Annotated in this window: 24 protein-coding genes; 16 read left to right on the forward strand and 8 right to left on the reverse strand. The window is 71.6% G+C overall.

What is annotated here, in order from left to right:
- Window positions 1–9: 9 nt before the first annotated feature.
- Window positions 10–462 carry a winged helix-turn-helix transcriptional regulator gene (locus ABD987_RS28585; RefSeq protein WP_345400514.1) on the reverse strand — a complete coding sequence of 151 codons (453 nt, stop codon included), beginning with the start codon at window positions 460–462 and terminating at the stop codon, window positions 10–12.
- An 89-nt stretch (window positions 463–551) separates the two neighbouring features.
- On the opposite strand from ABD987_RS28585, the gene ABD987_RS28590 reads away from it, so the two are divergent.
- Both ABD987_RS28590 and ABD987_RS28595 read left to right on the forward strand, forming a co-directional pair.
- The gene (locus tag ABD987_RS28590; protein WP_345400517.1) at window positions 552–1145 is read left to right on the forward strand and encodes a dihydrofolate reductase family protein; all 594 of its coding nucleotides are present in this window, start codon (window positions 552–554) and stop codon (window positions 1143–1145) included.
- Window positions 1146–1180: 35 nt separating this feature from the next.
- Window positions 1181–1564, forward strand: a complete 384-nt coding sequence (locus ABD987_RS28595) for a PPOX class F420-dependent oxidoreductase (protein WP_345400520.1) — start codon at window positions 1181–1183, stop codon at window positions 1562–1564.
- An 8-nt stretch (window positions 1565–1572) separates the two neighbouring features.
- Here ABD987_RS28595 and ABD987_RS28600 read toward each other — a convergent pair whose 3' ends face one another.
- Window positions 1573–2796, reverse strand: a complete 1224-nt coding sequence (locus ABD987_RS28600) for a cation:proton antiporter domain-containing protein (protein WP_345400523.1) — start codon at window positions 2794–2796, stop codon at window positions 1573–1575.
- A 154-nt stretch (window positions 2797–2950) separates the two neighbouring features.
- On the opposite strand from ABD987_RS28600, the gene ABD987_RS28605 reads away from it, so the two are divergent.
- Complete coding sequence (locus ABD987_RS28605) at window positions 2951–4456, forward strand: FAD-dependent monooxygenase (RefSeq protein ID WP_345400526.1); 1506 nt, start codon at window positions 2951–2953, stop codon at window positions 4454–4456.
- 834 nt (window positions 4457–5290) lie between these two features.
- Window positions 5291–6139 carry a streptomycin biosynthesis protein gene (locus ABD987_RS28610; RefSeq protein ID WP_452039176.1) on the forward strand — a complete coding sequence of 283 codons (849 nt, stop codon included), beginning with the start codon at window positions 5291–5293 and terminating at the stop codon, window positions 6137–6139.
- A 102-nt stretch (window positions 6140–6241) separates the two neighbouring features.
- Here ABD987_RS28610 and ABD987_RS28615 read toward each other — a convergent pair whose 3' ends face one another.
- A complete protein-coding gene (locus tag ABD987_RS28615) occupies window positions 6242–6985 on the reverse strand; it encodes an AfsR/SARP family transcriptional regulator (RefSeq protein ID WP_345400529.1) in 744 nt (247 codons plus the stop codon).
- A 322-nt stretch (window positions 6986–7307) separates the two neighbouring features.
- Here ABD987_RS28615 and ABD987_RS28620 point away from each other — a divergent pair, with 322 nt between their 5' ends.
- The 7 genes from ABD987_RS28620 (at window position 7308) to ABD987_RS28650 (ending at window position 13463) form a co-directional block, all read left to right on the forward strand.
- Entirely contained in the window at window positions 7308–7751 is a 444-nt protein-coding gene (locus ABD987_RS28620) for a nuclear transport factor 2 family protein (RefSeq protein WP_345400532.1), read from the forward strand.
- A 23-nt stretch (window positions 7752–7774) separates the two neighbouring features.
- Complete coding sequence (locus ABD987_RS28625; RefSeq protein ID WP_345400535.1) at window positions 7775–9310, forward strand: FAD-dependent monooxygenase; 1536 nt, start codon at window positions 7775–7777, stop codon at window positions 9308–9310.
- Between the two features lie 70 nt (window positions 9311–9380).
- A complete protein-coding gene (locus ABD987_RS28630) occupies window positions 9381–10397 on the forward strand; it encodes a class I SAM-dependent methyltransferase (RefSeq protein ID WP_345400538.1) in 1017 nt (338 codons plus the stop codon).
- Window positions 10397–11413, forward strand: coding sequence for an aldo/keto reductase family protein (locus ABD987_RS28635; protein WP_345400541.1), 1017 nt, complete (start codon window positions 10397–10399; stop codon window positions 11411–11413). Before ABD987_RS28630 ends, ABD987_RS28635 begins: the two co-directional genes overlap by 1 nt.
- Before the next feature lie 17 nt (window positions 11414–11430).
- On the forward strand, window positions 11431–11865 hold the full coding sequence (locus ABD987_RS28640; protein ID WP_345400543.1) for a PPOX class F420-dependent oxidoreductase: 435 nt from the start codon (window positions 11431–11433) through the stop codon (window positions 11863–11865).
- A 6-nt stretch (window positions 11866–11871) separates the two neighbouring features.
- Window positions 11872–12675: an SRPBCC family protein gene (locus tag ABD987_RS28645; RefSeq protein ID WP_345400546.1), complete on the forward strand. Its 804-nt coding sequence runs from the start codon at window positions 11872–11874 to the stop codon at window positions 12673–12675.
- Between the two features lie 116 nt (window positions 12676–12791).
- Entirely contained in the window at window positions 12792–13463 is a 672-nt protein-coding gene (locus ABD987_RS28650) for a methyltransferase (protein ID WP_345400548.1), read from the forward strand.
- A 74-nt stretch (window positions 13464–13537) separates the two neighbouring features.
- Here the strand turns inward: ABD987_RS28650 and ABD987_RS28655 are convergent, their stop codons facing one another.
- Genes ABD987_RS28655 through ABD987_RS28675 form a run of 5 tightly spaced genes read right to left on the reverse strand, consistent with a single transcriptional unit; the run spans window position 13538 to window position 18997 of the window.
- Window positions 13538–14563, reverse strand: a complete 1026-nt coding sequence (locus tag ABD987_RS28655; protein WP_345400551.1) for a methyltransferase — start codon at window positions 14561–14563, stop codon at window positions 13538–13540.
- Window positions 14560–15555 (reverse strand): acyltransferase domain-containing protein, encoded by a 996-nt coding sequence (locus tag ABD987_RS28660; protein ID WP_345400554.1) that lies wholly within the window; start codon window positions 15553–15555, stop codon window positions 14560–14562. The genes ABD987_RS28655 and ABD987_RS28660 overlap by 4 nt, the downstream gene beginning before the upstream one ends.
- Window positions 15552–16580: a methyltransferase gene (locus ABD987_RS28665; protein WP_345400557.1), complete on the reverse strand. Its 1029-nt coding sequence runs from the start codon at window positions 16578–16580 to the stop codon at window positions 15552–15554. The genes ABD987_RS28660 and ABD987_RS28665 overlap by 4 nt, the downstream gene beginning before the upstream one ends.
- Window positions 16581–16611: 31 nt before the next feature.
- Window positions 16612–18513, reverse strand: a complete 1902-nt coding sequence (locus ABD987_RS28670; protein WP_345400560.1) for an AMP-binding protein — start codon at window positions 18511–18513, stop codon at window positions 16612–16614.
- A 31-nt stretch (window positions 18514–18544) separates the two neighbouring features.
- Window positions 18545–18997, reverse strand: a complete 453-nt coding sequence (locus tag ABD987_RS28675) for a nuclear transport factor 2 family protein (RefSeq protein ID WP_345400563.1) — start codon at window positions 18995–18997, stop codon at window positions 18545–18547.
- Window positions 18998–19173: 176 nt separating this feature from the next.
- On the opposite strand from ABD987_RS28675, the gene ABD987_RS28680 reads away from it, so the two are divergent.
- The 5 genes from ABD987_RS28680 to ABD987_RS28700 are packed head-to-tail and all read left to right on the forward strand — an operon-like array spanning window position 19174 to window position 23942.
- Entirely contained in the window at window positions 19174–19962 is a 789-nt protein-coding gene (locus ABD987_RS28680; protein WP_345400566.1) for an SDR family NAD(P)-dependent oxidoreductase, read from the forward strand.
- Between the two features lie 37 nt (window positions 19963–19999).
- On the forward strand, window positions 20000–20944 hold the full coding sequence (locus ABD987_RS28685) for an aromatase/cyclase (protein WP_345400569.1): 945 nt from the start codon (window positions 20000–20002) through the stop codon (window positions 20942–20944).
- A complete protein-coding gene (locus tag ABD987_RS28690) occupies window positions 20937–22550 on the forward strand; it encodes an FAD-dependent monooxygenase (RefSeq protein WP_345400572.1) in 1614 nt (537 codons plus the stop codon). The genes ABD987_RS28685 and ABD987_RS28690 overlap by 8 nt, the downstream gene beginning before the upstream one ends.
- Window positions 22551–22560: 10 nt before the next feature.
- Window positions 22561–23361: a cyclase family protein gene (locus tag ABD987_RS28695; protein WP_345400575.1), complete on the forward strand. Its 801-nt coding sequence runs from the start codon at window positions 22561–22563 to the stop codon at window positions 23359–23361.
- The gene (locus tag ABD987_RS28700) at window positions 23358–23942 is read left to right on the forward strand and encodes a flavin reductase family protein (RefSeq protein ID WP_345400578.1); all 585 of its coding nucleotides are present in this window, start codon (window positions 23358–23360) and stop codon (window positions 23940–23942) included. Before ABD987_RS28695 ends, ABD987_RS28700 begins: the two co-directional genes overlap by 4 nt.
- The last annotated feature ends 123 nt before the right edge of the window (window positions 23943–24065 follow it).

The raw sequence follows: 24065 nt of genomic DNA on the forward strand, positions 1-24065 counted from the left end.
CTGCGCCGGTCAGCCCGCCGCACCGGGGCCGGGCAGCACGTCGACGTCCCCGGCGTGCATCGGCTCACCGCAGCGGGCACAGCGCAGGTCGGCCCGCGCGATCTCACCGCACGCGTGGTGGCGGTAGAGCACCGGCGGGCCGGCCTCGCCCGCCAGCCAGCGGTCGCCCCAGCCCGCCATCACCATGAGCACGTCGACCAGCTCGGTGCCCTTCTCCGTCAGTACGTACTCGTACCTCGGCCGCCGGTCGTAGGGACGGCGGTCGAGCACGCCCTGCTCCACGAGGTGGTTCAGCCGCTCGGTCAGTACCTTGCGCGAGATCCCCAGGTCGGTCTGGAGCTGCTCGAACCGGCTCATCCCGACCCACACGTCGCGCAGGATCAACGGCGACCACGGCTCGCCGATGACGTCGAGCGTGCGGGCGATCGAACATGCCATCCTGCCGAAGTCGGTGCGCTGCATGGGACCAGTCTAGCAATTGGGGTTCCCTGAGGGAACTTCAACTGCTACGGTTATGGAGTCTCTTGAAGGAACTCCGAAAGGATGTGCGGATGAGCAAGGTCGTGAGCGGGCTCGCGGTGTCGGTCGACGGCTACATCACCGGCCGGGAGCCCGGCGCCGGGCGCGGACTCGGCGACGGCACGATGCTGTTCGACTGGTACTTCGACGGCGACACGCCCAGCCAGGTGTTCGGCGGGTTCAAGCTGAGCGAGCCCAGCGCCCGGGTGTTCGACGCGCTCGCCTCCCGCGTCGGCGCGGTCGTGGCCGGCCGCAACACCTACGAGGACTCCGGCCACTTCGACGGCGGCAGCCCGCATCCGGCCGCCCCGCTCGTGCTCCTGAGCCACCGGCGGCCGCCCGAGCTCGGCGAGCGGCAGACCCTCGTCACCACCGGCATCGAGGACGCGATCGCCGCGGCCCGCGAGGTCGCGGGCGGCAAGGACGTCGGTCTCATGGGCGGCGGCGTCGTGACCGAGGCGCTGAAGGCGGGGCTCGTGGACGAACTCGTCCTGCACCAGGTCCCGATCCTGCTCGGCGGAGGCCGTCCGTTCTTCCGCGAACTGCCCGAACACATCCGACTCCGCCTCGTCGAGGCCGTCCCGGCACCCGGCGTCACCCACCTGCACTACGCCGTCGAACGCTGACCCGTTTTCCCTGCCACACCAAGGAGCTGACCACCATGATCGACCCCGAAGTCCGCCAGGTGCTCGACACCGCCCCGACCGCCCACCTCGCCACCGTCCTGCCCGACGGCGCCCCGCACGCCGTCCCGGTGTGGATCGGCACGCACGGCGACCACGTCGTGATCCTCACCGGCCCGGACAGCCGCAAGGCACGGAACCTGCGCCGTGACCCGAGGGTCGCGCTCTCGCTGACGCCGGTCGACAACCCGTTCCAGCCGGTCATCATCCGCGGCAGGGTCGTCGAATGGCTCGACGGCGACGCCGCGTGGGAGATCGTCGACCGGATCGCGACGAAGTACATCGGCGGCCCCTACTCGCGCGAACAGGAGCGGGTCGTCGCGCTCATCGAACCCGAGCGGCAGAGCGTGGGCATGGGCTGACGCGCGGGTCATCGCACGGGCTCGGCGACGTCGGGCAGGAAATGTCGCCGGGGGTAGAGCACCCGCAGCAGCGGTCCGGTCGCGACCGTGGTCACGACGGCCATCACCACCATCATCGTGTAAAGCGTCTGGTCGAGCACGCCGAGGTCGAGCCCGACCGTGAGGATCACCAGCTCGGTCAGGCCACGCGTGTTCATGAGCACGGCCAGTGTCCCGGCCTCGCGCGCGCCGACGCGGTGCATCCGGGCGGCGGCGAAGGTGCCGAGGAGCTTCCCGCCCACGGCCACCAGCAGGATCCAGCCGAGCTCGGTCAGCTCCGCCGTCCCGACCCGCGTCAGGTCGACGTTCAGCCCGGCCACGAGGAAATACAGCGGGAGCAACAGGACCGAGGACACCGGCTCGACGCGGTCGGTGACCTGACGACGCAGCCCATCGTTCCGGGGAAGGGCCAGCCCGAACAGGAACGCGCCGAAGATGAAGTGCAGGGTCATCCACTCGCTGACGGCGGCGCACACGAGCAGCCCGGCCAGCACGACGGCGAGCTGCGTGCGCGCCGAGTCCCCCGGCCGGCCGAGCAGTTTCTTCAGTATCGGCCTGCCCAGCCCGAACAGCACCGCCGCGAACGGCGCGAGCAGCACGACCCGCCACGACGCCTGTCCGGTGCCGCCGACCAGGGTGACCACCAGCGCGAGGCAGGACCAGGCGAGCACGTCGCAGACCGCCGCCCCGGCCAGCGCGAGCCTGCCGACCGGCGTCCTGGTCATCCGGCGGTCGTCGAGAATGCGGGCCAGCACGGGAAAGGCCGTCACGGCCATGGCGGTACCGAGGAACAAGGAGAAGCCGAGCCGGTGTCCCGGCGCGTGCTGCCCGGCCAGCGAGGTGGCGAGCAGGAACCCGAGCCCGAACGGGACGACCATCGACCCGACGGACACGGTGATCGTCGCGCGCGCCCGTCCCCGCAACGCGCCGAGGTCCAGGTCGAGCCCGACCAGGAACATGAACAGCGCGACACCGACATCGGCGAGCCCGCTGAGCAACGGCCGGACGTCCGGCGGGAACACCGCCCGCGTGACCGCGCCGTGGAACAGGGTCGGGCCGAGCAGAATCCCGGCGAGGATCTCGCCGATCACCGCGGGCTGGTCGAGCCGCCGGGCGAGCGCACCCAGCCCGCGGGCGAGCACCAGCACCACCGCGAGATCCAGGAACAGGACGACGACTTGCCGTGCGGTCATCGGGGCGGACTCCCTCCGAAGGGCACCAACGGCTTACCGGTCGACCGTAGGGAGGCCGCATCGCGCGCGGTTCGGGCCGGGAATGAGCACGGATCGCCTGCCGTGCCGTAATTTCGACGCCGACATCGCGTCAGGAGGAACCGGGGAGGAATCGATGGACGCCGACGTGGTCATCGCCGGGGCCGGGCCGGTCGGGCTCCTGCTCGCCGCGGAACTGCGCCTGGCCGGGGTGCGCCCGCTGCTGCTGGACCGGCTTCCCGGCCCGACGGGACAACGCAAGGCACGCGGAATCGGCCCGCTGGCGGTGGAGGCGCTGGCCCGCCGGGGCCTGGCAGAAGCCGTCGCCGGATATCGCGAAGCCGCGGAAGCGGACCTCCGCCGCGACCGGGCCGGGGTCGACGGCGCCGCGTCGAAACTCCACTTCGGCTGGATCCACCGGGTCGACCCGGTGCTGCCCGGCGAGCCGGAACGCGTGGGATCGCTGATCTGGCAACGAGATCTGGAGCGGATCCTCGCCGCCCACGCGGCCGGGCTCGGCGTCGTTCCCCACTGGGAGCACACGGTGACGGGGCTGGACACCGCGGGCGACGAGGTCGTGGTCACCGTCGACACCCCGCGAGGCACCCGGCGGATCCGGGCGGGCCACGTCGTCGGCTGCGACGGCGGGCGCAGCGCGGTCCGCGCGCTGGCCGGGTTCGACTTCCCCGGCACCGATCCGATGCTCATCGGCCGGATCGCGCGGATCGAGGCGGACGGGCCACCACTGCCCACGGGCAGGCTGCGCACGGAACGCGGCATCTTTTCCCACGACGGCGAACGCGGCGTCGTGGGCACCTTCGAGTTCGACGCGCGGGCGGCGGACCGGACGCCGCTCGCCGCGACGAGCCTGCAGGAGAGCATCCGGCGGGTGACCGGCGTGCCGGCCGTGGTGACCGCGATCGCCGAGCCACAACAGTTCACCGACTACGCGGCCCAGGCGAGCACCTACCGCCGCGGCCGGGTGCTGCTCGCCGGGGACGCGGCGCACGTGCACTCACCCAACGGTGGCCAGGGACTCACTCTCGGGTTGCTGGACGCTGCCAACCTCGGCTGGAAACTCGCGGCGACGGTCGCCGGCACGGCGCCAGGAGGACTGCTGGACAGCTACACCGCGGAACGGCATCCCGTCGCCGCGTCGGTGCTGGCCAACACCCTGGCCCAGTCCGTGCTGATGCGGCCGGGGCCGCACGTGGACGCCCTCCGCGCGGTACTGACCGACCTGATGGAGCTTCCCGATGTCAACCGGTACTTCGCCCGGATGCTGACCGGCCTCGACCTCCGGCACGAGTTTCCCTACCCGGGCAACGGACATCCGCTCCTCGGCCGTCCCTGTCCCGATCTGCGGATCACCCGCACCGGCGGCGAGTGCCGGCTCAGCGAGCTGACCGGATCGGGGCACGCGGTCCTGCTGTGCGAGGAAAACGCTTTCCCCGCCGGGATCCCCGCCATCCCGCCGGATCGCGTCCGCCTCGTCCCGGTACGGTCGACGAGCCGGGCCGACACCGCCACCCTGCTCGTCCGGCCGGACGGCATCGTCGCGTGGGCCGCCCGGCCGGGCGAAGACGCGGGGACCGGCCCGCGCGCGGCGCTGGCCACGTGGTTCGGTACCCACCTTCCGTGACAACGGCGTCCGGCCATTTCGCGGATTCCTTCGATAACGACAGGCAAATTCGCGCCGGCCAAGAATGGCTATTCCGACCCTGCGCCAAACGTGTCATCGACACCCGGTGCCATATCACGCACAGTAAAAACTATATCGGACACATTGCGACAACACACACACTCAGGACAGTGTTGATAATTCAGACATTCAGGACCGATGGCTGGCCAACGCGACAGGTCGATCTTCAAGCACCGTTGACTAACCCCGTCCGGCACAGCTAAATTAACTGTCAGCTCACCTTGGTGTGACGAAAAGCTTTCTCACCCTCCAGCGACAGCGGCTGCAGTGGTGATGCTGGGGCAGCTGGCCGGCAAGCGCGAATGTTGACTCTCCGTGACGTTTCACACTCGCACGTCCGGTCCGAACCATTCTGGGGATGGGGGTCATTGTTTTGTTCTGGCGGGAAACCGATCGGATGGCAGGCAGCGAATGCGCATCGGCGGGGTCGGCTTCGAAAATACGTGATTCGGCGGCGCACACGCGACTTGAAAAGCTTCGTGCCCGGCCCGGGGCCCGCCGTGGTGCGGTTCGCCACCGGGTGTCACAACGACCGTGGCCGGCGGGGACCCGTGCCACGTTCGCCAAGGGGTAGCTGTGCGAGGACGAGCTGCGTCCTGTTGCGAACAGGCGGGAGACACCAGGCCCGAGGACGGCTCGCACGGCGCCACCGCCGCTCACCAGCCGACGGACAAAGCACCGTCCCTGGTTCGGATCGACCATCTCCTTCCCGCGGATTCGCCGCGCAGCGAAGGCGAAGATCCCTACCATGCCCAGGCACTGGCGGAGAGCGGCGTGGCACTGCCGCCGATCATCGTGCACCGAGCCACGATGCGGGTGGTGGACGGCATGCACCGGCTGCACGCCGCGCGGCTGCGCGGCGACACCACCATCGACGTCCACTTCTTCGACGGCGACGAGCACGAGGCCTTCGTGGTCGCCGTCGAATCCAACATCCGCCACGGACTGCCGCTTTCGCTCGCCGACCGCAAGGCCGCGGCGGAGCGGATCGTCCGCTCCCATCCGCACTGGTCCGACCGCGCCATCGCGGCGAGGACCGGACTGTCGCACAAGACCGTCGGTGCGATACGGCGGCGGTCCGGTGGGGAAATTCCCCACTCGGCCGCCCGAGTGGGGAGGGATGGCCGACAGCGCCGCCTCGACCAGGTCGACGGACGGCTGCGGGCGAGCGAGCTGATCAGCCGCAATCCCGGCGCGCCCATCCGTGAGATCGCCGAGGACGCCGGAATTTCCTTGTCCACGGCCAAGGACGTCCGCAGCAGGCTGCGCAGGGGCGACGACCCCGTCCCGCCGAAACAGCGGCGGGAGCCGCCGGCACACGCCGAGCGGGTGCCCCGGCAGGCGCCGGACCGGCCGGGCGAACAGACGCTCGGCCGGAACCGGGCGTCCGCGGTGCGTGCCCTGCTCGCGGATCCGTCGCTGCGCTACACCGAGGCCGGGCGCACCCTGCTGCGCTGGCTGCACAGTCACAGCGGCGGCGAAGGGGGATGGAGCTGGATCGCCGACCAGGTACCCGAGCACTGCCGCGAGCTGGTCGCCGAACTGGCACACGGCTGTGCCTCGGACTGGCAGCAGTTCGCCGAACGCCTCGACCTGCTCAGAGGCGAGGACTCCCCTGCCTGAGGAAGGCGCCGAAAAGCGCGGGGACGCCCCGGACACGACCGCGTCCGGGGCGTCCCGCCGTGTGGGGTCCAAACAGGACTTCGAGCGCCCGCGAGGAAACGCTCAGGCCGGTTCCCGCACGGTCGCGGTCAGCACGTCCTGGTGCGCCCGCTGGAGATCCGCCGACGGTGCCAGCCCGAGCTCGTCGCTCAGCAGCCCGCACACGTCGCGGTAGGCCCGCAACGCCTCACCCCGGCGGCCCGCCAGGTGCAGCGCGAAGATGAGCTGCGAGTGGAACCATTCGTTGAACGGGTGTTCCGCCACCAGGGCACGCAGTTCGGCGATCAGCTCCCGGTGCCGCCCCAGCAACAGCTGCGTCCGGATGTGCAGCTCCAGCGCGGCGATCCGCTTGTCCTCCAACGCGGTCAGCAGCCCGTCGAGCACCCTGCCACGCGGCACATTGGACAGTGCGGGCCCCGACCACACGGCCAGCGCCTGGTCGACGCGCCGGGCCGCCCGCTCGATCTGGCCGTCCTGGTGGCAGGACTGTGCCTCGGCGAACAGCCGGTCGAACCGCTTGAAGTCCAGCACGGCCTCGTCCACATGGAGCACGTAGCCGAGCGGGACGGTTTCGATGGCCCAGTCGGGAAACGCTTTCCGCAACAGGTAGATGTAGGTCCGCGTGGTCAGCACCGCGCTGTGCGGCGGGTGATCGCCCCAGAGTTCCTCGACGGCGGCGTCGAGGCCGACGGTGTGGTTCGCCCGGAGCAGCAGCAGGGAGAGCATCTGCCGGACCTTGGGCGCGGTCGGCGTGCGCACCCGCCCGCGATCGATGACCGACAACGGCCCGAGAAGCCTGAATTCCATCCCGATTCTCCGTTCCTTCCCGTTGTTCGCTTCCCCAGAAATTCCGAAAGCGTCGAGCCGGATCAAAAGTTCGTGCACCGAATCTAGTACAGCCACCGGAGGTTTCGCGCGGGCCGGTGCTTCTTCGGCGGCACGGTCGCCGAAGCACTGTCAGCAAACAAAAGTCAAGGCAGTCCGGGTGTCGATGCCCCGCTTGACGCGCCGTTCCGCGGTTCCGTACCTTCGGGTCCGGCCACCGCCGGGAAATGGCGACGAACCGCCCGGCGGCACCGGCCGTGGCAATCCACATTCATTTCCCCGACCACCTTCACGGGAGTTCATCATGGCCACGACACCCCGTCCTCGCGAGATCTTCGCCAAGGTCCAGGAAAGCATCCAGAACGGCGGCCGCGGCGAGGTCGCCGACTTCTACGCCGAGGACGCCGAGGTGGAACACGTCTTCGGCGTCGGGCAGGCGAAGTGGCGTGGCCGCGAGGAGCTGCGGGCCTTCTTCGACCGCCGCGTCAGCGACCGCATGAAACTCAAGGCCCACAACACCTTCGTGCACGAAACCACCGATCCCGAGGTGATCGTCGCGGAGTGGGACTACGACCTCGTCGACACCGAGACCGGGATGACGGTCCGGCTGCCGAACCTCGTGGTGATGCGGATCCGCGACGGCCTGATCGTGTCCTCGCGGGACTACCACAACCACCTGGCGCTGGCCGCGGCGAGCGGGAAGCTGCGCGATCTCGTCGCGATGCTCGAAAACACCGACGCGGCCTGATCACCCGGGCGAGGGAGGCAGTCGTGGACACGGATGTGGTGATCGCGGGCGGTGGGCCGGTGGGGCTGATGCTCGCCGCCGAACTCGGCCTGCTCGGCGTCGGCACGGTGGTACTCGAACGGCTCCGGGAGCCCACCCGGCAGTCCAGGGCCCTGTCCTTGCACGTCCGGACGGCGCAGACGCTGGACCGGCGCGGCCTGCTGAAGCGCTTTCTCGACGAACAGGAAAAGGTACTGGGGATCGGCGCGGGCGCCCGGCGGACCGGCTCGCACTTCGCCGGTATCGAGGGTGTCGACTTTTCGTTGCTGGACACCGATGTCCCCCATCTCGCGTTCATGCCGCAGACGGTCACCGAGCGGTTGCTCGGCGAGCGGGCCGCCGAACTCGGCGTGGTGCTCCGGCGCGGTCACGAGGTCACCGGGTTCACGCAGACCGCGGATGCCGTGGAGGTGCGCGTCGCGGGAGAACGGGACCACACCCTGCGGGCCCGTTACCTGGTCGGCTGTGACGGCGGCGCCAGCACGGTGCGGAAGCTGGCGGGGATCGATTTCCCCGGTACCAGGGCGTCGGTGGCGGGGATGACCGGGGAGCTGGTGCTGACCGATCCCGCCACGGCGCCGAAGGGCTGGCGCCGCACGGGTCGCGGCTGGACACTGATGCTGCCCTATCCCCATTCCCGGCTCACCCGCGTGGTCACCATCGACTTCGCCGGGCCGGAGGACGGCCGGGACACCCCGCCCACCCTGGCGGAGCTGGAACGGAAGGTCCTCGACATCCTCGGCTACCCGGTGCCGATGGCCGAGCCGACCTGGATCTCACGGTTCAGCGACGCGTCCCGGATCGCGACCGGCTATCTCGACGGGCGGGTCCTGCTGGCGGGCGACGCGGCGCACATCCACTTCCCCGCGGGCGGGCCCGGCCTGAACATCGGTCTGCAGGACGCGGTCAACCTCGGCTGGAAGCTCGCCGCCACGGTGCGCGGTCACGCGCCGGGCGACCTGCTCGCCAGCTATCCCGGCGAGCGGCGTCCGGTCGCCGAGGCCGTGCTGCGCACGACACGCGCGCAGCTGGCGCTGATGCGGACCGGCGAGGACGTCGATCCGCTCCGCGAACTGTTCGCCGAGCTGATGCGGCTGGACGAGGTCCGGACGCACCTGACCGAGCTGTCGAGCGGCTTCGGCGTCCGCTATCCCATGCCCGGCGCGGATCCCGGCGCCGGCGGGTTCGCCCCGGACGTCCGGCTCGCCACCCCACGCGGGACGCGCCGCCTCGCCGAACTGCTGCACCCGGGACGCGCGGTGCTCCTGCTCACCCGGGCTTCGACGCCGTACGCGCGCGCCGCCGAGGGCTGGTCCGGGCGCGTCGACACGGTCACGGCCGCGCCGGAAAAGCGTGAAGGCGTGCTCGCGGACGTCGACGCGCTGCTGATCCGGCCGGACGGGTACACCGCGTGGTCGGCGCCTGCCGGGGCGGCGCCCGGTACCACGGCCGCCGGGCTCGACGCCGCCCTGCGCACCTGGTTCGGCGTCCCGGCCCGCACGACACAGGAGGTGTCATGAGCGAAAACATCTTGTGCCACAAGGAAACCAACAAGGAAACCAACGCAGTCTCGCGAAGCGAGACGACCACATGAGCCCGTTCACCCAGCACTCGCTCGTCGAAACGCTCCAGGCGTACAAGCGAACGAGCCTGCTCAAGGCAGGGCTCGAACTCCGGGTCTTCGACGCGCTCGCCGACGGGCCCGCCGAAGCGGCGACGGTGGCGAAGGCCGCCGGTACCGACGAACGCCGGACCGCGGTCCTGCTCGGCGCGCTGGCGGCGGTCGGGCTGCTCGACTGCCATGACACGGAGTTCGCCCTGCCCGAGGGCGGCGAACTCCTGGTCAGCACCGGCCCCGGGTTTCGCGGCGGCGCGGTCAAGCTCCTGGTGAGCGACGCGGAGTGGGACGCCATGCGGGATCTGGCGACGCTCGTGCGCACCGGCGGCCCCGCGCTGGCCACCGACCCCGGATTCGGCTACTGGCAGGACTTCGCGGCCCAGGCCACCTTCGTCACGAAGAGCACGGTCGAGGTCTTCCTGGACGCGCTGACGGCGTGGGCCGTGGACCGGCCCGCACCGCACCTGCTCGACCTCGGCTGCGGGCACGCCCTGTTCGGGCTGCTGTTCACCCAGCGGTTCGCGCACGCCCGGATGTCCGGGCTGGACGGGGCGGACGTGCTGCCCGCCGCCCGCGCGCAGGCGGCACGGCTCGACGTCACGGACCGCGCGGAGTTCCTGGCGGGCGACGCCTTCACCGCCCCGCTCGACGGGCCCTACGACGTCGTCGTCGCGGCGAACCTGCTGCCGCTGTTCTCCCCGGAGCGGTGCGCGGTGCTGCTGCGCCGGATCGCCGGGGTGCTGCGCCCCGGCGGGCGGCTGGTCCTCGCCGGGTTCGTGACCGGCGAGCGGCCGCCGGCCGAGGAGACCGAGGCGCATCTGCTCTCGCTGCTCATGCTGGCCTGGACCACCGGCGGCCAGGCCCATTCCGTGGCGACCTACCGCGCGCTGCTCGCCGAGGCCGGATTCGGCGAACCGGAGGTGCGCCCGGTCGGCGGGCTGCCGGTCCGCGTGCTGGTCGCCGGCACCGTCAACGAAGGGAACGGCTGATGGACCACGCCCCACTCGGCAGGAGCGGGCTGATGGTGAGCAGGCTCGCCTACGGCAACGCGCTCACCCACGGCGAACAGCTGGACGACCGGACGTCCTTCGCGTGCGTGCGCGCCGCGCTCGACGCCGGGATCACCACCTTCGACACCGCGGACGCCTACGCCGGCGGCCGCGCGGAGGAGCTCCTCTGCCGGGCACTGGCCGGGCACCGGCGCGAGGACCTGGTGCTGTGCACCAAGGTCGGACGGTCCAAAAGGGACGATCCGAACGCGGGACGGCTCTCCCGCAAGCACATCGTCGAATCGCTGCACGGCTCGCTGGGCCGTCTCGGCACCGACCACATCGACCTCTACCAGGCCCACCGGTTCGACCCGGAGACACCGCTCGAAGAGACCATGCTCGCCTTCGCGAGCCTGGTGAACGCCGGGAAGGTGCTCTACGTCGGCGTTTCGGAATGGCCGGCGGACCGGATCCGCGCGGCGGCCGCGCTCGCCAAGGAGCTCGGGGTCCCGCTGATCGCCAGCCAGCCGCAGTACTCGTTGCTGTGGCGGGTGATCGAGGCCGAGGTGGTGCCCACGTGCGTGGAGCTGGGCATCGGCCAGCTGGTCTGGTCCCCGCTCGCCGGCGGGGTGCTGACCGGCAAGTACGCGCCGGGCGTCCCGGCCCCGGAGAACAGCAGGGCCGCGCGCTCGCCGATCGGCGCCCAGTCGATCAACCGCTGGAACTATCTCGACGACGCCGTGCTCACCGCGGTCGGCGCGGTCGCCCGGTTGGCCGCCGAGGCGGGGCTGAGCCTGCCCCGGCTGGCGATCGCGTGGGTGCTGCGCAATCCCGCGGTGTCCGGCGCGCTGCTCGGCGCGAGCAGGCCGGAACACCTGCGGGACAACGTCGAAGCCCTGTCGGTCCGGCTCGACGACGACTTCGTGAAGCTCGTCGAGGAGGCCGTCGAGCCGGTCGTCCGGCGCGATCCGGTGCTGACCCGCGACCCGCTGGGCCCGGCGGCCCGGTTCCGCTGACCCGGAAGGAGTACCCGGTGTTCACCGAAAAGGAGATCGCGTACCTGCGCACCCAGCGCCTCGGCAGGTTGGCGACGGTCGGGGCGCACGGCGAACCGCACAACGTCCCGGTCGGCCTCCACTACAACGCCGAACTCGGCACGATCGACATCGGCGGGCTGAACATGGCGGCCAGCCGGAAGTACCGCGACATCCGGCGCAACGCGCTGGTCTCGTTCGTGGTCGACGACGTGGACCCGATCGACCCGTGGACGCCGCGGGGCATCGAGGTCCGGGGCACCGCCGAGGCGCTCGCCGAAGGTGGCAGGCGGTTCAACGACGTCGTCGCCGACGAGATGATCCGGATCACCCCCGGCCGGGTCGTCTCGTGGGGCATCGAGGCCCCGTGGCAGGACGGCACCCACGCGCGGGGCACCGTCCCGCGCCCTACCCCCGCGCGCGGGGAGAAGTGAGGAGAAATGACCGAGCTGATCCACGAAATCCACGTGCCCGCGTCCGCGGACTCGCTGCTCGAACTGGTGGCCGACCAGGACAACAACCACCTCTACTACCCGACCCACCTGTACGCCGAGGTCGTCGGGCGGGACGGGAACGACGATCTGGTCGACCGCTGGGTCATCGACGGCGAGCAGGTCAAGTCCTGGCGGATCCGGCGCACGATCGACCGGGAGGGCCGGAAGATCGTCTTCACCCACGTCGAGCCCGCGGCGCCGTTCGAGACGCTGTTCGGCGAGTGGACGTTCCGCCCCGACGGGGACACCGGGACGCTGGTCCGCACCCGGCACGGGTTCGACATCGCGGGCAACGACGCCGCGACCATCAAGAAGGTCAGCGCGCACATGGACCACAACGTGCCCGAGGTGCTCAAGCACACCAGCTGGCTCGCGGTGCACCAGGACCGGCTGCGCGAGCTCACCTTCACCGCCGAGCGCACGGCGCGGGTGACGGCCTCGCTCGACGAGGTCTACCGGTACCTGGCCGACGGCGACACCAGCGACGAGAAGAAGTACGCGCGCGTGCTCCAGGCCCCGAACCGCATTCTGCACAAGTGGCGGACCGGGTTGCCGGGCGATCTCTACTCGCTCACCGGCGAGTACCGGCTCACCCAGCACGGGGCCGAGGTCGAGGTGCTGGTCGGCAACACCATCGTGCTGCCCGTCGAGCTCGACGGGGACCTGGTGGAAAAGACCGGGAAGAAGGTCGGGGGCAAGTCGGACAAGAACCTGCAGGAGATCGTGGACCACTTCGCGGCCAAGGCCTGATATGTCCACAGTGGAGGGTGGGTTCGCCCGCCCTCCGCTTTTCCGCTTTCACCGAAACCACTGACGCAGTCTGGAGCTGGAAAGTGACGAAAGCACAGGACGGTTACCGTCCGCTGATGTCCGAAGAACGCGCCACGAAGATCTGGGAGCTGCACCAGTCGCTGGTCAGCAGGGGAAGCGCCGGGGCGGAGTGCGAGCAGACCTTTTCCTTCCTCGGCCTGACCATCACGGTCCCGCCGCAGGTGCTGGCGATCGGCCCGGTCTCCTACCTGCTCGGCGAGGCCGTCCTCGCCGAGACCGGGAGCGGTGACCGGGTACTGGACATGGGCACCGGGAACGGCGTCAACGGCGTCCTCGCCGCCACCAAGGGGGCCGAGGTCCTCGCCGTGGACATCAACCCGCACGCGCTGGAGGCGGCGCGGGGCAACGCCGACCGGAACGGGGTCGGCGACCGGTTCGAGGTCCGCCACAGCGACATCTTCAGCGCCGTCGACGGCGCCTTCGACCTGATCATCTTCAACCCGCCGTTCCGCTGGTTCGCCGCCGGCAACGTCTACGAATCGGCCACCACGGACGAAAACTACGCGGCGCTGACGCGGTTCTTCCGGCAGGCGCGGAAGCACCTCACCGGCACCGGGCGGGTCCTGATCTTCTTCGGCACCGGCGGGGATCTGGACTACCTGCACCAGCTCGCCGACGAGGAGGGTTTCCGGCGGGAGACGGTGTCCCAGCACAGCCGCATGATCGCCGGGATGCAGGTGGACTTCGTCACCTACCGTCTGTCCTGAGCACTTCCTTCCGGCCCCGGCCACCGAAGAAGGGCGCCTCCGCGGGGAGGCGCCCTTCCTTTCGTGCCGGTGTGTCACGCCTCCCGGCGCGCCATCACCGCCGTGCTGGTGCCCCGGGCGAACCGCTGCGCCGCGACGAAGACCAGGCCCGCCTTCTCCATCCATTCGCGACACTCGGCCACCGTGTAGTCGGAGCCGCCGACCGTGTTGAGCGCGACGTTCAGGCTGCCGATGAAGCAGTGCAGGTCGGGCTCCTCCTCGTCGAGCATCTGGTCGTAGACCACCACCGCGCCACCCGGCCGGACCGCCCGCGCCGCGCGCTGCAGCAGATCCCGCCGCTGCGGGATCGGGAAGTCGTGCAGGATGTGCCCGAAGATCATCACGTCCGTCTCGGGCAACGGGTCGGCGAAGCAGTCGCCCGCGTGGTAACGCACCTTGTCCGCCAGGCCGACCTCGGCCATCAGCTCGTGGAAGTACGGTTCGACGGGCGGGAGCTCGAAGACCGTCCCGCGCAGATGCGGATGCGCCGTGACCAGGTGGGTGGCCAGCCTGCCCCGCGAGCCCCCGACGTCCACAAAGGACTTGACGGCCGACCAGTCGACGAACTCCGCCAGCTGCGGGCCGACCAGCGAGGTGTTCGCGTCGACGTGGTCGAGCAGCCCCTTGGTCTTCTCGGGGTCGGTGTAGAGCGTCTCGAACAGTTTCAGGTCGTCCTCGCCCGCCTTCTGCTTGCCGTCCCGCAGCGCCTCGGTGAACCTGGACCACGCGACGAAGTGCCGCTTGCTCGCGGCCCGCACCCGCCCGCCGAGGTAGAGCGTGCCACCGGGGACCAGGTGCTCGGTGGTCACCTCGGTGTTGCGGTACCGCTCCCCGTCCCGTTCGAGCAGGCCGAGCGCGACCAGCGCGGTCAGGAAGTCCCGGGTGAACCGCTGGTGCAGCCCCAGCCTGCGCCGGATCTCCGGCTCGGCCGCCGGTGCCTCGGCGAGCAGTTCGAACAGCCCGATCTCGACCGCGCTGTGCAGCAGTTTCGACTGGGCGAACCCGTGGTTCAGCTGGAAGATCGACACCGCGTCGACCACCCGGTCACCGTTCATCGTCATGACGTTGCCTTCCCTTTCTCGCCGTTGGAGAGGAAATCCGTGAGGCGGTGCTTCGCCTCGTGCCACCGGGCCGCGGTCGCCGCCGTGGCCGTGGCCGCGGGCAGCAGCGGAAGCACCGGGATCCGGCGCCGCCGGACCACCGGGTGCCGCCGGGCCAGCATCGACAGGCTCCGGCCGGGCCCGGTCTCCACGAGCGCGCCGGGCCGCGTGCCGAGCAGGCCGTCGAGGGCGCGGTGGAACCACACCGGCCCGGCGAGCTGCCGGGCCCAGAAACCGGGGCTGACCGCCTGGTCCGGCCGGACCGGTTCGCCCGTGCTCGCCGACCAGACCGGGATGCGCGGCGGCCGCAGCCGGACCGTCGCGAACCCGGCTTCGAACTCCGCGGCCGCGTCGGCGACGGCCGGGCTGTGGAACGGCTGCCTCGCCCCGATCCTGCGGCAGCCGATCCCGTTGTCCAGCAACGACTTCTCGACGGCGTCGAGGGCGGGGCCGGTACCGGCGAGCACGGTCTGGCCGGGCGCGTTGACCGCGCCGAGCACCGGGTCCGGCCCGCCGAGCCAGCGGGTGAGCCGCTCCGGCGCCGCCGCCACCGCGAGCAGGCCGCCCGGCGGGACACCGGCCAGCGCCGCCGTCCGCGCGCGCATGATCCCGGCCGCGGCGGGCAGGTCGAACACGCCCGCCAGCGCGGCGGCGGCCAGCTCGCCGACGCTGTGCCCGAGCAGGGCCGTGACCTCCAGACCGCGGGCGAGCACCGTGCGGCCCATCGCGTAGCCGATGGCGAACAGCAGCGGCTGCGCGCGGGACGCGTCGTCGAGCGGGACGACCGGCCGCGGCCCGAGCCAGTCGGCCCGCAACCGGTCGCCCTCGGCACCCAGTTCCGCGAAGAACTCGTCCAGCACCGCGGTGAAGACCGGTTCGGTGCGGTAGAGCGCCGTCGCCATCCCGGGGTGCTGCGCGCCCTGGCCCGGCAGCAGCAGGGCCACTCCGCTCACCCCGGCACGACCGTCTCGACCAGGTGCAGGTAGGAGTTGACCGGACGGACGTCGACGACCCGCAACCCGGCCGCGCGCACCAGGCCGAGCAGCCCGTCCCTGGTGTGTTTCTTGCCGCCGACGTTGAGCAGCAGCAACAGGTCCATCGCGGTGGTGAAGCGGGGTTCCGGGCTGTCGTCGACGAGGTTTTCGACCACGACCACCCTGGCACCCGGCCGCGCCGCGGCGGCCGCGTTGCGCAGGGCGAGCACGGTGCTCGCGTCGTCCCACTCCAGGATGTTCTTGAACAGGTACAGATCCGCCTCGACCGGGATCGACTCCAGGCAGTCGCCCGGCACCAGCCGGGCCCGCCCGGCGAGCGCCCCGCCCTCGGTCAGCCGGGGATCCGCGCCCGCGACCACCGAGGGCAGGTCGAGCAGGACCCCGCGCAGCCCGGCGTGCCGTTCCAGCACGGTCGCGAGCACCTGGCCCTGGCCGCCCGCGATGTCGGCGAGCACCTCGGCGCCCCCGACGTCGAGGACGTCGGCCACCGCCTGGTTGGACAGCTTGCTCGACTGGGTCATCGCCCGGTCGAACACCGCGGCGGACTCCGGTGCCTCGGCGTGCAGGTACTCGAAGAACCCCGCGCCGTGCAGATCCGGGAACACGCTGCGGCCGGTGCGGACCGCCTCGTCGAGCCGGGGCCACAGCTCCCAGGTCCACGGTTCGGTCGCCCACAGGGCGTTGTACTTGACCCCGCGTGGCGCGTCCTCCCGCAGCAGCCGGGAAGTCTCGGTGTGGACGAACCGGTCGCCTTCGGCGGCGAAGACGTCGTAACAGGTCAACGCGCGCAGCAGCCTGCGCAGCGCGCCGGGGTCGGCGCGCACCGCCGCGGCGAGTTCGTCGGCGGTGGCCGGGGTGTCGCCGAGCGCGTCCGGCAGGCCGAGCCGGACGGCGGCGCGGATCGCGGCGGCGCACGCGGCGCTGTGCGCGAGTTCCCGCATCCGCGTCACCGCGGCGGGAAGTGTGGGTGCCGTGCTGGTCATGGATTCCCTTTCTCCGGGCGGCCTGGGGCGCTCAGCTCGCCGCGACCGCCTCGGTGCGGGTGACCAGCTCGAACGGCGCGGCGTCCGCCTCGGCGAGCCCCAGCACGCGCCGCACCGGCCCTCGGAAGCCCTCGCCCGAGATGGCGGCCTTGTGCGCGGCCGCGTCGGCCCACACCGCGGTCTCCACGTAGACCTTGGCGTCGGCGGCCGATCGGTACAGCTGGTAGGAGCGGAAACCGGGCTGCGCGGCCATGTACTCGGTGATCGTGTGCAGGGCCTGCTCGAACTCGGCGACGTCGCCGGTGACGGTGAACCGGTTGATGAAGGTGAACACGTGCGGCTCCTTTTCCTGGGGTGGGTTGCCGTTCGCGGCCCGGACGAGCCGCTCGCGCAGCTCGCGGCGGGCCAGTTTCCCGGTCGGCGACCGGGGGATCGTGTCGACGAGGTCGAGGTGACGCGGCCGCTCGTAGTAGGGCAGCCGCTCGGCGAGGTAGGCGGTGACCTCGCCGGGGTCGAGCCCGGCCCGTGCCGGGACCACCAGCCCGTAGGCGACGGCGCCGCTGAGCTCGTCGGGGAAGTCGACGACCGCGCAGTCGGCCACGCCGGGGTGCCGCAGCAGCACCCGCTCGATCTCCGTCGGCGAGACGAGCCAGTTGTCGCACTTGAAGACGTCCTTGATGCGGTCGACCACGAACAGCCTGCCCCCGGCGTCGACGTAGCCGACGTCGCCGGTGGCGAACCAGCCGTCCGCGTCGACGTCCGCGCCGTCGGGGCGGCCGAGGTAGCCCGCCATCACCTGGGGACCGCGTACCTGGATCTCGCCGCGCTCCCCCGGCGGCAGCACGGCCGTGCCCCCGACCGCGACGATCCGGCAGTCCGTCCCGGCGACCGGCCTGCCGGACGAGCCGACGACCGGCGCGCCGAGATCGTCGAAGTGGGTGGACGGCGAGGTCTCCTGCAGGCCGTAGCCCTGCGCGACCGGGACGCCGAACTGACGGCGCAGCGCGTCGGTGGTGGCGGGCGGCAGCGCCGAGCCGCCGCAGAGGAAGGCACGCAGGCCCGGTACGGCGAGGCCGGGCAGCCGGGGATTCCTGGCCAGCCGGGACATCCGCACCGGGAGGCTGTAGAAGTGGGTGGCCCCGGCGTCGGCGGCGGCGTCGACCGCCGCGGCCTCGTCCTCGCCCGGCCAGAGCACGAGGGTGCCCGCCACGGCGACGCTGATGGTCAGGTGCATCAGGTGAAAGGTCGGCAGGTAGTCGAAGAGCACCGACGAGCCGTCGAGCCGGTGCGCGGCCGCGGTCTGCGCGGCGTTCACCAGGAGATTGCGGTGCGAGAGCCGGACCGCCTTGGGCGGGCCGGTGGTCCCGCTGGTGAACTGCAGGCACGCCGTGTCACCGGGCGAACCGGGAACCGCCGGGATGCCGGCGGGCGCCGTCGCGAGCATTTCGTCCACAGTGGACACCTCCGCGCCGGGAACCGGTTCGGTGAGCAGGATCGTGCGCAGCGCGGGGAGGGTGTCCCGCACCGCGAGCAGCCGCCGGTACACCTCCGGGGGCACGACGGCGACGCGGGCCTCGCACAGCCGAAGGACGTGCGCCAGCCCTTCCTCCCGCAGCAGCGGGTTGACCAGCGCGGGGATCGCCCCGGCCCGCGAGATGCCGAAGAAGGCCGTCGGGAACACCGGGTCGAGGACCGCCGCCAGCGCCACGACCTCGCCCGGCCCCGCCGACGCGCGCAGCGCCGCGGCGAACCGGGACGCCCGCGCGTCGAGCTCCCGGTAGGACAGCTCGGTGCCCGGCGCCCGCACCGCGCACCGGTCGGGCTCGGCCGCGGCCGCCGCGCGCAGCAGGTCGTCGACCAGTGGTCCGCCGATCAGCGGGGCGATCGAGGTCAGCGGGGCACCCACGGCCACCGGCCCGGATGTCGTCGGCACGGTTTCTCCTTTCCGAACAGGGGAATCGCGGTCAGCGCGGCGGCAGGTCGTCGCGGCGGACGCTGCGGTGCCGGACCCGCAGCCCGGCCCCGTCCCGCACCAGGACGTCCGCGCAGGAGCAGCTGAGCTCGACCGCCGCCTGCCCGCCGGCGGGGATGGCGAGCACGATCGCGTAGCTGTCCGCGCGGATGGTGCCGTCCGGCTGCTCGGCGACCTGGAGCATGCCGAGCCAGTGCCGCCTGCGGATCCCCTGGTCGGCCAGTTTCCTGTGTGCGGCAAGGGCTCCCTCGACGATCGCGGCGCGTCCCTCCTGCGGCTTCGGGTGGGCGTTGGCGGTGAACACGCCGTCCTCGGTGAAGGTGTCCGCCCACTGCTGGATCTCGCCCTCGTCGAGGTGACGCATCTGCCTGCCGTAGAAGTGCTGGACCTCCACGTACAACGCGGTGGCACCGGCGAGGTCTGCGGGCGGGGCGAACGACGACATGGCTTTCCTCCTGGGGATCTCGGCTTCCGGCGGAACCGCCGTCCCGACCGACCGTCGCACCGGGCGTTCGACCGCGGATAGAGCGCGCCGCGCTCGAACGCGGTTATGACGAACGTCGAACGCACTCCGCCAGCCTCACCGACGTCGGGAAAACGGCTGTGGGAGAAGGGAAGCCGATGAGCACACCCCCTACCGGACAGGTCGCGCTGGTCACCGGCGCGACGAGCGGTATCGGCCTCGAGATCGTCCGGCGGCTGGCCGGGCAGGGGCTGCGGGTCTTCCTCTGCGCCCGCACCGCGGAACACGTGACCTCCACGGTCAAGCAGCTGCGCGAGGAGGGTCTGACGGTCGACGGCGTCGAGGGCGACGTGCGCGACCGCGCCGCCATGCGCCGGGTGGTGGAAACCGCGGTCGAGCGGTTCGGGCCGCTGGAGGTGCTGGTGAACAACGCCGGGCGCAACGGCGGCGGCATCACCGCGCAGCTCACCGACGAGCTGTGGCACGACGTGCTGGAGGCCAACCTGACCAGCGTCTTCACCGTCACCCGCGAAGCGCTCACCACCGGCGGGCTGGACCGCTCCGCCCGTGGCCGGATCATCAACATCGCCTCCACCGGCGGCAAGCAGGGTGTCCCGCTCGGCGCGCCGTACTCGGCGGCGAAGGGCGGCGTCATCGGGTTCACCAAGGCACTGGCCAAGGAACTCGCCACGACCGGGATCACGGTCAACGCGGTGTGCCCCGGCTACGTCGAGACCCCGATGGCGGTGCGGGTCCGCAAGGCCTACGCGGCCACCTGGGACATCGCCGAGGAGGAGGTGCTCGCGCGGTTCAACGCCAAGATCCCGCTGGGCCGCTACGCCACCCCGGAGGAGGTGGCGGGCATGGTCGGCTACCTGGTCACCGAGGCCGCGGCCTCGGTGACCGCGCAGGCGATCAACGTCTGTGGCGGCCTCGGCAGCTACTGATCCCCGTTCCCCCACGCACAGGAAGGCGGCCGTCGCCGTGACCCTCATCGGACGTCATCGCACCCAGCACACGATCGACATCGACGCGGCACCGGAGGTGGTCTACCGGATCATCGCCGACGCACCCGCCTGGCCGCAGCACTTCGCCCCGACCATCCACGTGGAACAGTCGCGTTTGGACAGGGGAACCGAGCGGCTGCGCATCTGGGCGGCGGCGAACGCCGAGGTGAAGAGCTGGACCTCGATCCGGCATCTCGACCCGGCGGCGCGGCGGATCCGGTTCCGCCAGGAGGTCTCCAGCCCGCCGGTCGCGGGCATGGGCGGCGAGTGGCACGTGCGGGAGCGCCCCGGCGGCACCCGGCTGGTGCTCGACCACGACTTCGACGCCGTCGGCGACGACCCCGCCGGCGTCGCCTGGATCACCGAGGCCACCGACACCAACAGCAGGACCGAACTGGCGAACATCCGCGCGCTGGCGGAGAACTGGGACGCCACCGGCGAGCTGGTGTTCGCCTTCGACGACGCGGTGCTGGTCCGGGCACCGCTGGAGATCGTCTACGACTTCCTGTACGCGGCCGCCGAGTGGCCGGAGCGGCTTCCGCACGTGGCCGGCCTCGACCTGACCGAGGACGTCGAGAACATCCAGCGGATGGCCATGGAGACCCGGACCAGGGACGGCAGCACGCACACCACCGAGTCGATCAGGATCTGCTTCCCCGGCGAGCGCATCGTCTACAAGCAGCTCGTCCCGCCGTCCCTGATGACCGCGCACACCGGGGAATGGCTCTTCGAGCGCACCGCCAACGGCGTGCTCGCGACCTCCCGGCACACGGTGACCCTCAACGAGGACGCCATCGAGCGTGTCCTCGGCGCGGGCGCGACGGTCGCCTCGGCACGGGAGTTCGTCCGCCGCGCCGCGGGCGGGAACAGCAGGGACACCCTGGCGCTGGCCAAGGAATTCGCCGAGGCGAGCCATGTCTGATCCCGAGGTGCTCGTCGTCGGCGCGGGGCCGGTCGGGCTGACCGTGGCCGGGGAACTCGTCCGGCGCGGCGTGCGCGTGCGGGTGGTGGACGGGGCGAGCGGACCGGCGACGTCGAGCAGGGCGCTCGCCACGCACCCGCGCACCCTGGAGATCTGCCACCAGATGGAGGTGCTCGACGACCTGCTGCCACGCGGACGGCGGGTCCGGCACTTCACCATCCACCTCAAGGGCCGCAGGCTGATCTCCTTCGACGCCGACTACTCGCGGATGCCCACCCGGTTCCCGTTCAGCCTGATGGTCGACCAGGTCGTGGTCGAGCAGGTGCTGCGCGACGCGCTGCGCCGCCGTGGTGTCGAGGTCGAATGGGGCGTCGAGCTGACGGAGTTCGACCGGCGCGCCGCCGAGGTGACCGCCCGGCTGCGGCACGCCGGGGGCCGGGAGGAGCGGGTCGTGGTGCCCTGGCTGGTCGGCACGGACGGCGCGCACAGCCTCGTCCGCCGCACGCTCGGCATCCGGCTGCTCGGCGACGCGACCCAGACCTGGCTCAACGCCGACGTCGTGCTCGACGTCGACCTCCCCCGGGACAGCAATCACCTGGTGCATCACGGAAAGGGCACGCTGCTGCTGGTGCCGTTCCCGGAACCGGGCAAGTGGCGGATCGTCGACACCGAGGACTCCGCGCACGCCGGCGAGCCCGACGTCGTCCGGAACCGGTTGGCGGACAAGCTTTCCCGCGCGCTCGGCCGTCCGGTCGAGGTCCCACCGCCGAGCTGGCTGTCGGTGTTCACCGTGCAGCAGCGGAAGGTCGAGCGGATGCGGGAGGGACGCTGCTTCGTCGCGGGCGACGCGGCGCACGTGCACAGCCCCGCCTCCGGCCAGGGCATGAACACCGGAATCCAGGACGGCTACAACCTCGCGTGGAAGCTCGCCGACGTCGTCCGCGGGCACGCGGGCGAGGAGCTGCTGGACAGCTACAGCGCGGAACGGGTACCGATCGGGGAGAAACTGCTGCGCTCGACGCGGACCGCGACCGCGCTCGTGGCACTGCGCAACGCGCTCGCGCTGACGTTCATGCCACCGGGCCTGGGCATGGTGAACGCGATCAAGCCGTTGAAGGGACATCTGGAGCGCAAGCTGATCCGGGGGTTCTGCGGGCTGACGCTGAGCTACCCGGAAAGCCCGCTGAGCGACCCCGCCGGGGACGGGCGGTTCGCGCCCGGCACGCGCGTGGCGTGTGACGGTGCCGAGGAGAGCGGCTCGCCCGGCTGGCGCGAGCTGTGCGCCGAACTCACCGATCCACGGTGGACACTCCTGCTGCACACCGACGACGCCACCGATCCCGTGCCGGGGTGGGCCACGAAGCAGTTCGGGCGGGCGGTGTCCGTGCGCGTCGTTTCGGCAACGCCACACGGGGAACGGCCGCTCGCCGACCCCGGCGACGTGGTGCGGCGGGCGTTCGGCCTGTCCGGCGGCGGCTACGCGCTGGTGCGCCCGGACGGTTACCTGGCGGCCAAGGGCACCTACGAGGGCACCGCGTCGCTGGCCGCCGTGCTGACCGCCCGGCATCTGATCCCCGCGGACGAGAACGCCGGGCTACCGGCCTAGGGAGGCACCGATGCGGATCGTGGATCTTTCGTCCACAGTGGACGCGTCGGCGGAGTGGGAGGCGAACCCGGTCGAGCACCGGATCCTCTCCCCCGCCGAGGGCGCCGCGCACATGGCCCGGCAGATGCGGGAGAACTGGTCCGTCGACTTCGACGTCTCCGTGCTCCCGGACGGGGAACTGCTCTCCCTCGACACGTTCACGCTCACCTCCCACACCGGCACCCACGTGGACGCGCCGTCGCACTACGGGACCCGGGCCGCCTACGGCGTCCCCCGCCACATCGACGCGCTGCCGCTGGAGTGGTTCACCGGCCCCGGTGTGGTCCTCGACCTGACCGCGGCCCCGGTCGGCGCGGCGGGCGCCGACCGGCTGCGCGCCGAGTTCGACCGGATCGGCGCGGTGCCCGGCCCCGGCGACATCGTGCTCCTGCACACCGGCGCCGACCGGCTCGCCGGGTCGGCGAAGTACTTCACCGACTTCACCGGCCTCGACGGGCCGGCCACCGAACTGTTGCTGGACCTCGGTGTGCGGGTGATCGGCACCGACGCGTTCAGCCTCGACGCGCCGTTCGCCGACATGATCGACCGCTACCACCGCACCGGTGACCGGTCCGTGCTGTGGCCCGCGCACTTCACCGGGCGGCGCCGCGAGTACTGCCAGATCGAGCGGCTCGCCAACCTCGGCACGCTGCCCCGCCCGACCGGGTTCACCGTCTGCTGCTTCCCGGTGAAGCTGCGCGGGGCGGGGGCGGGCTGGGCAAGGGCGGTGGCGCTGCTGGAGGAAACCGAGGACCCGAAGGAGAAACCGTGACCCCCGTGCCGCGCACCCATCTCGACATCCCGCCCGGCGTCCTGGGCTCCTGCATCGACGGGGACCGGTTCCGCGCGATCATGAGCGCGTTCCCGTCCGGCGTCACCGTGGTGACCACTGTGGACGAACAGGACCGGCCGCTCGGCCTGACCTGCAGCGCGGCGTGCAGCGTCTCGCAGACGCCACCGCTGCTACTGACCTGCCTGCACAGCGCCAGCCGGGTGCTGACCGCGATCCTCGCCGGGCGACGGCTGCTCGTCAACTTCCTGCGGGACAACCGGGAGGCGACCTCCACCCGGTTCGCCACCCGGCAGGAGGACCGGTTCTCCTCGGTCGCCTGGCGGCCGGCCCCGGGGTCCGGGCTGCCGTGGCTGTACCGGGACACCATCGCCTACGCCGACTGCGCACTGGTCGGCGCGCTCGACGCGGGCGACCACACCGTGCTGCTGGGCGCGATCGTCGACGGCCAGGCACCCGAGGAGACCTTCGGCCCGCTCATGTACTGGCGGCGGCAGTACGGCCGCTGGCCGGTCGGCGAGGACGCGGTCACCGCCGCGCTGACCATGGCCACCGAGGGCTGAGTATCGCTATCGATATCGCTAACTTACGTTAAGACTATCGATAGCGACTGGTATCGATAGCCGCTCCAGCCCGGTGTCACAGCCGCCCGATTCATCTGAAACCGCTTCTGTACTGGGAAAATG

Origin of the sequence: Amycolatopsis samaneae, from assembly GCF_039541975.1 — a bacterium.
In the GTDB taxonomy this organism is placed as follows: Bacteria; Actinomycetota; Actinomycetes; order Mycobacteriales; family Pseudonocardiaceae; genus Amycolatopsis; species Amycolatopsis samaneae.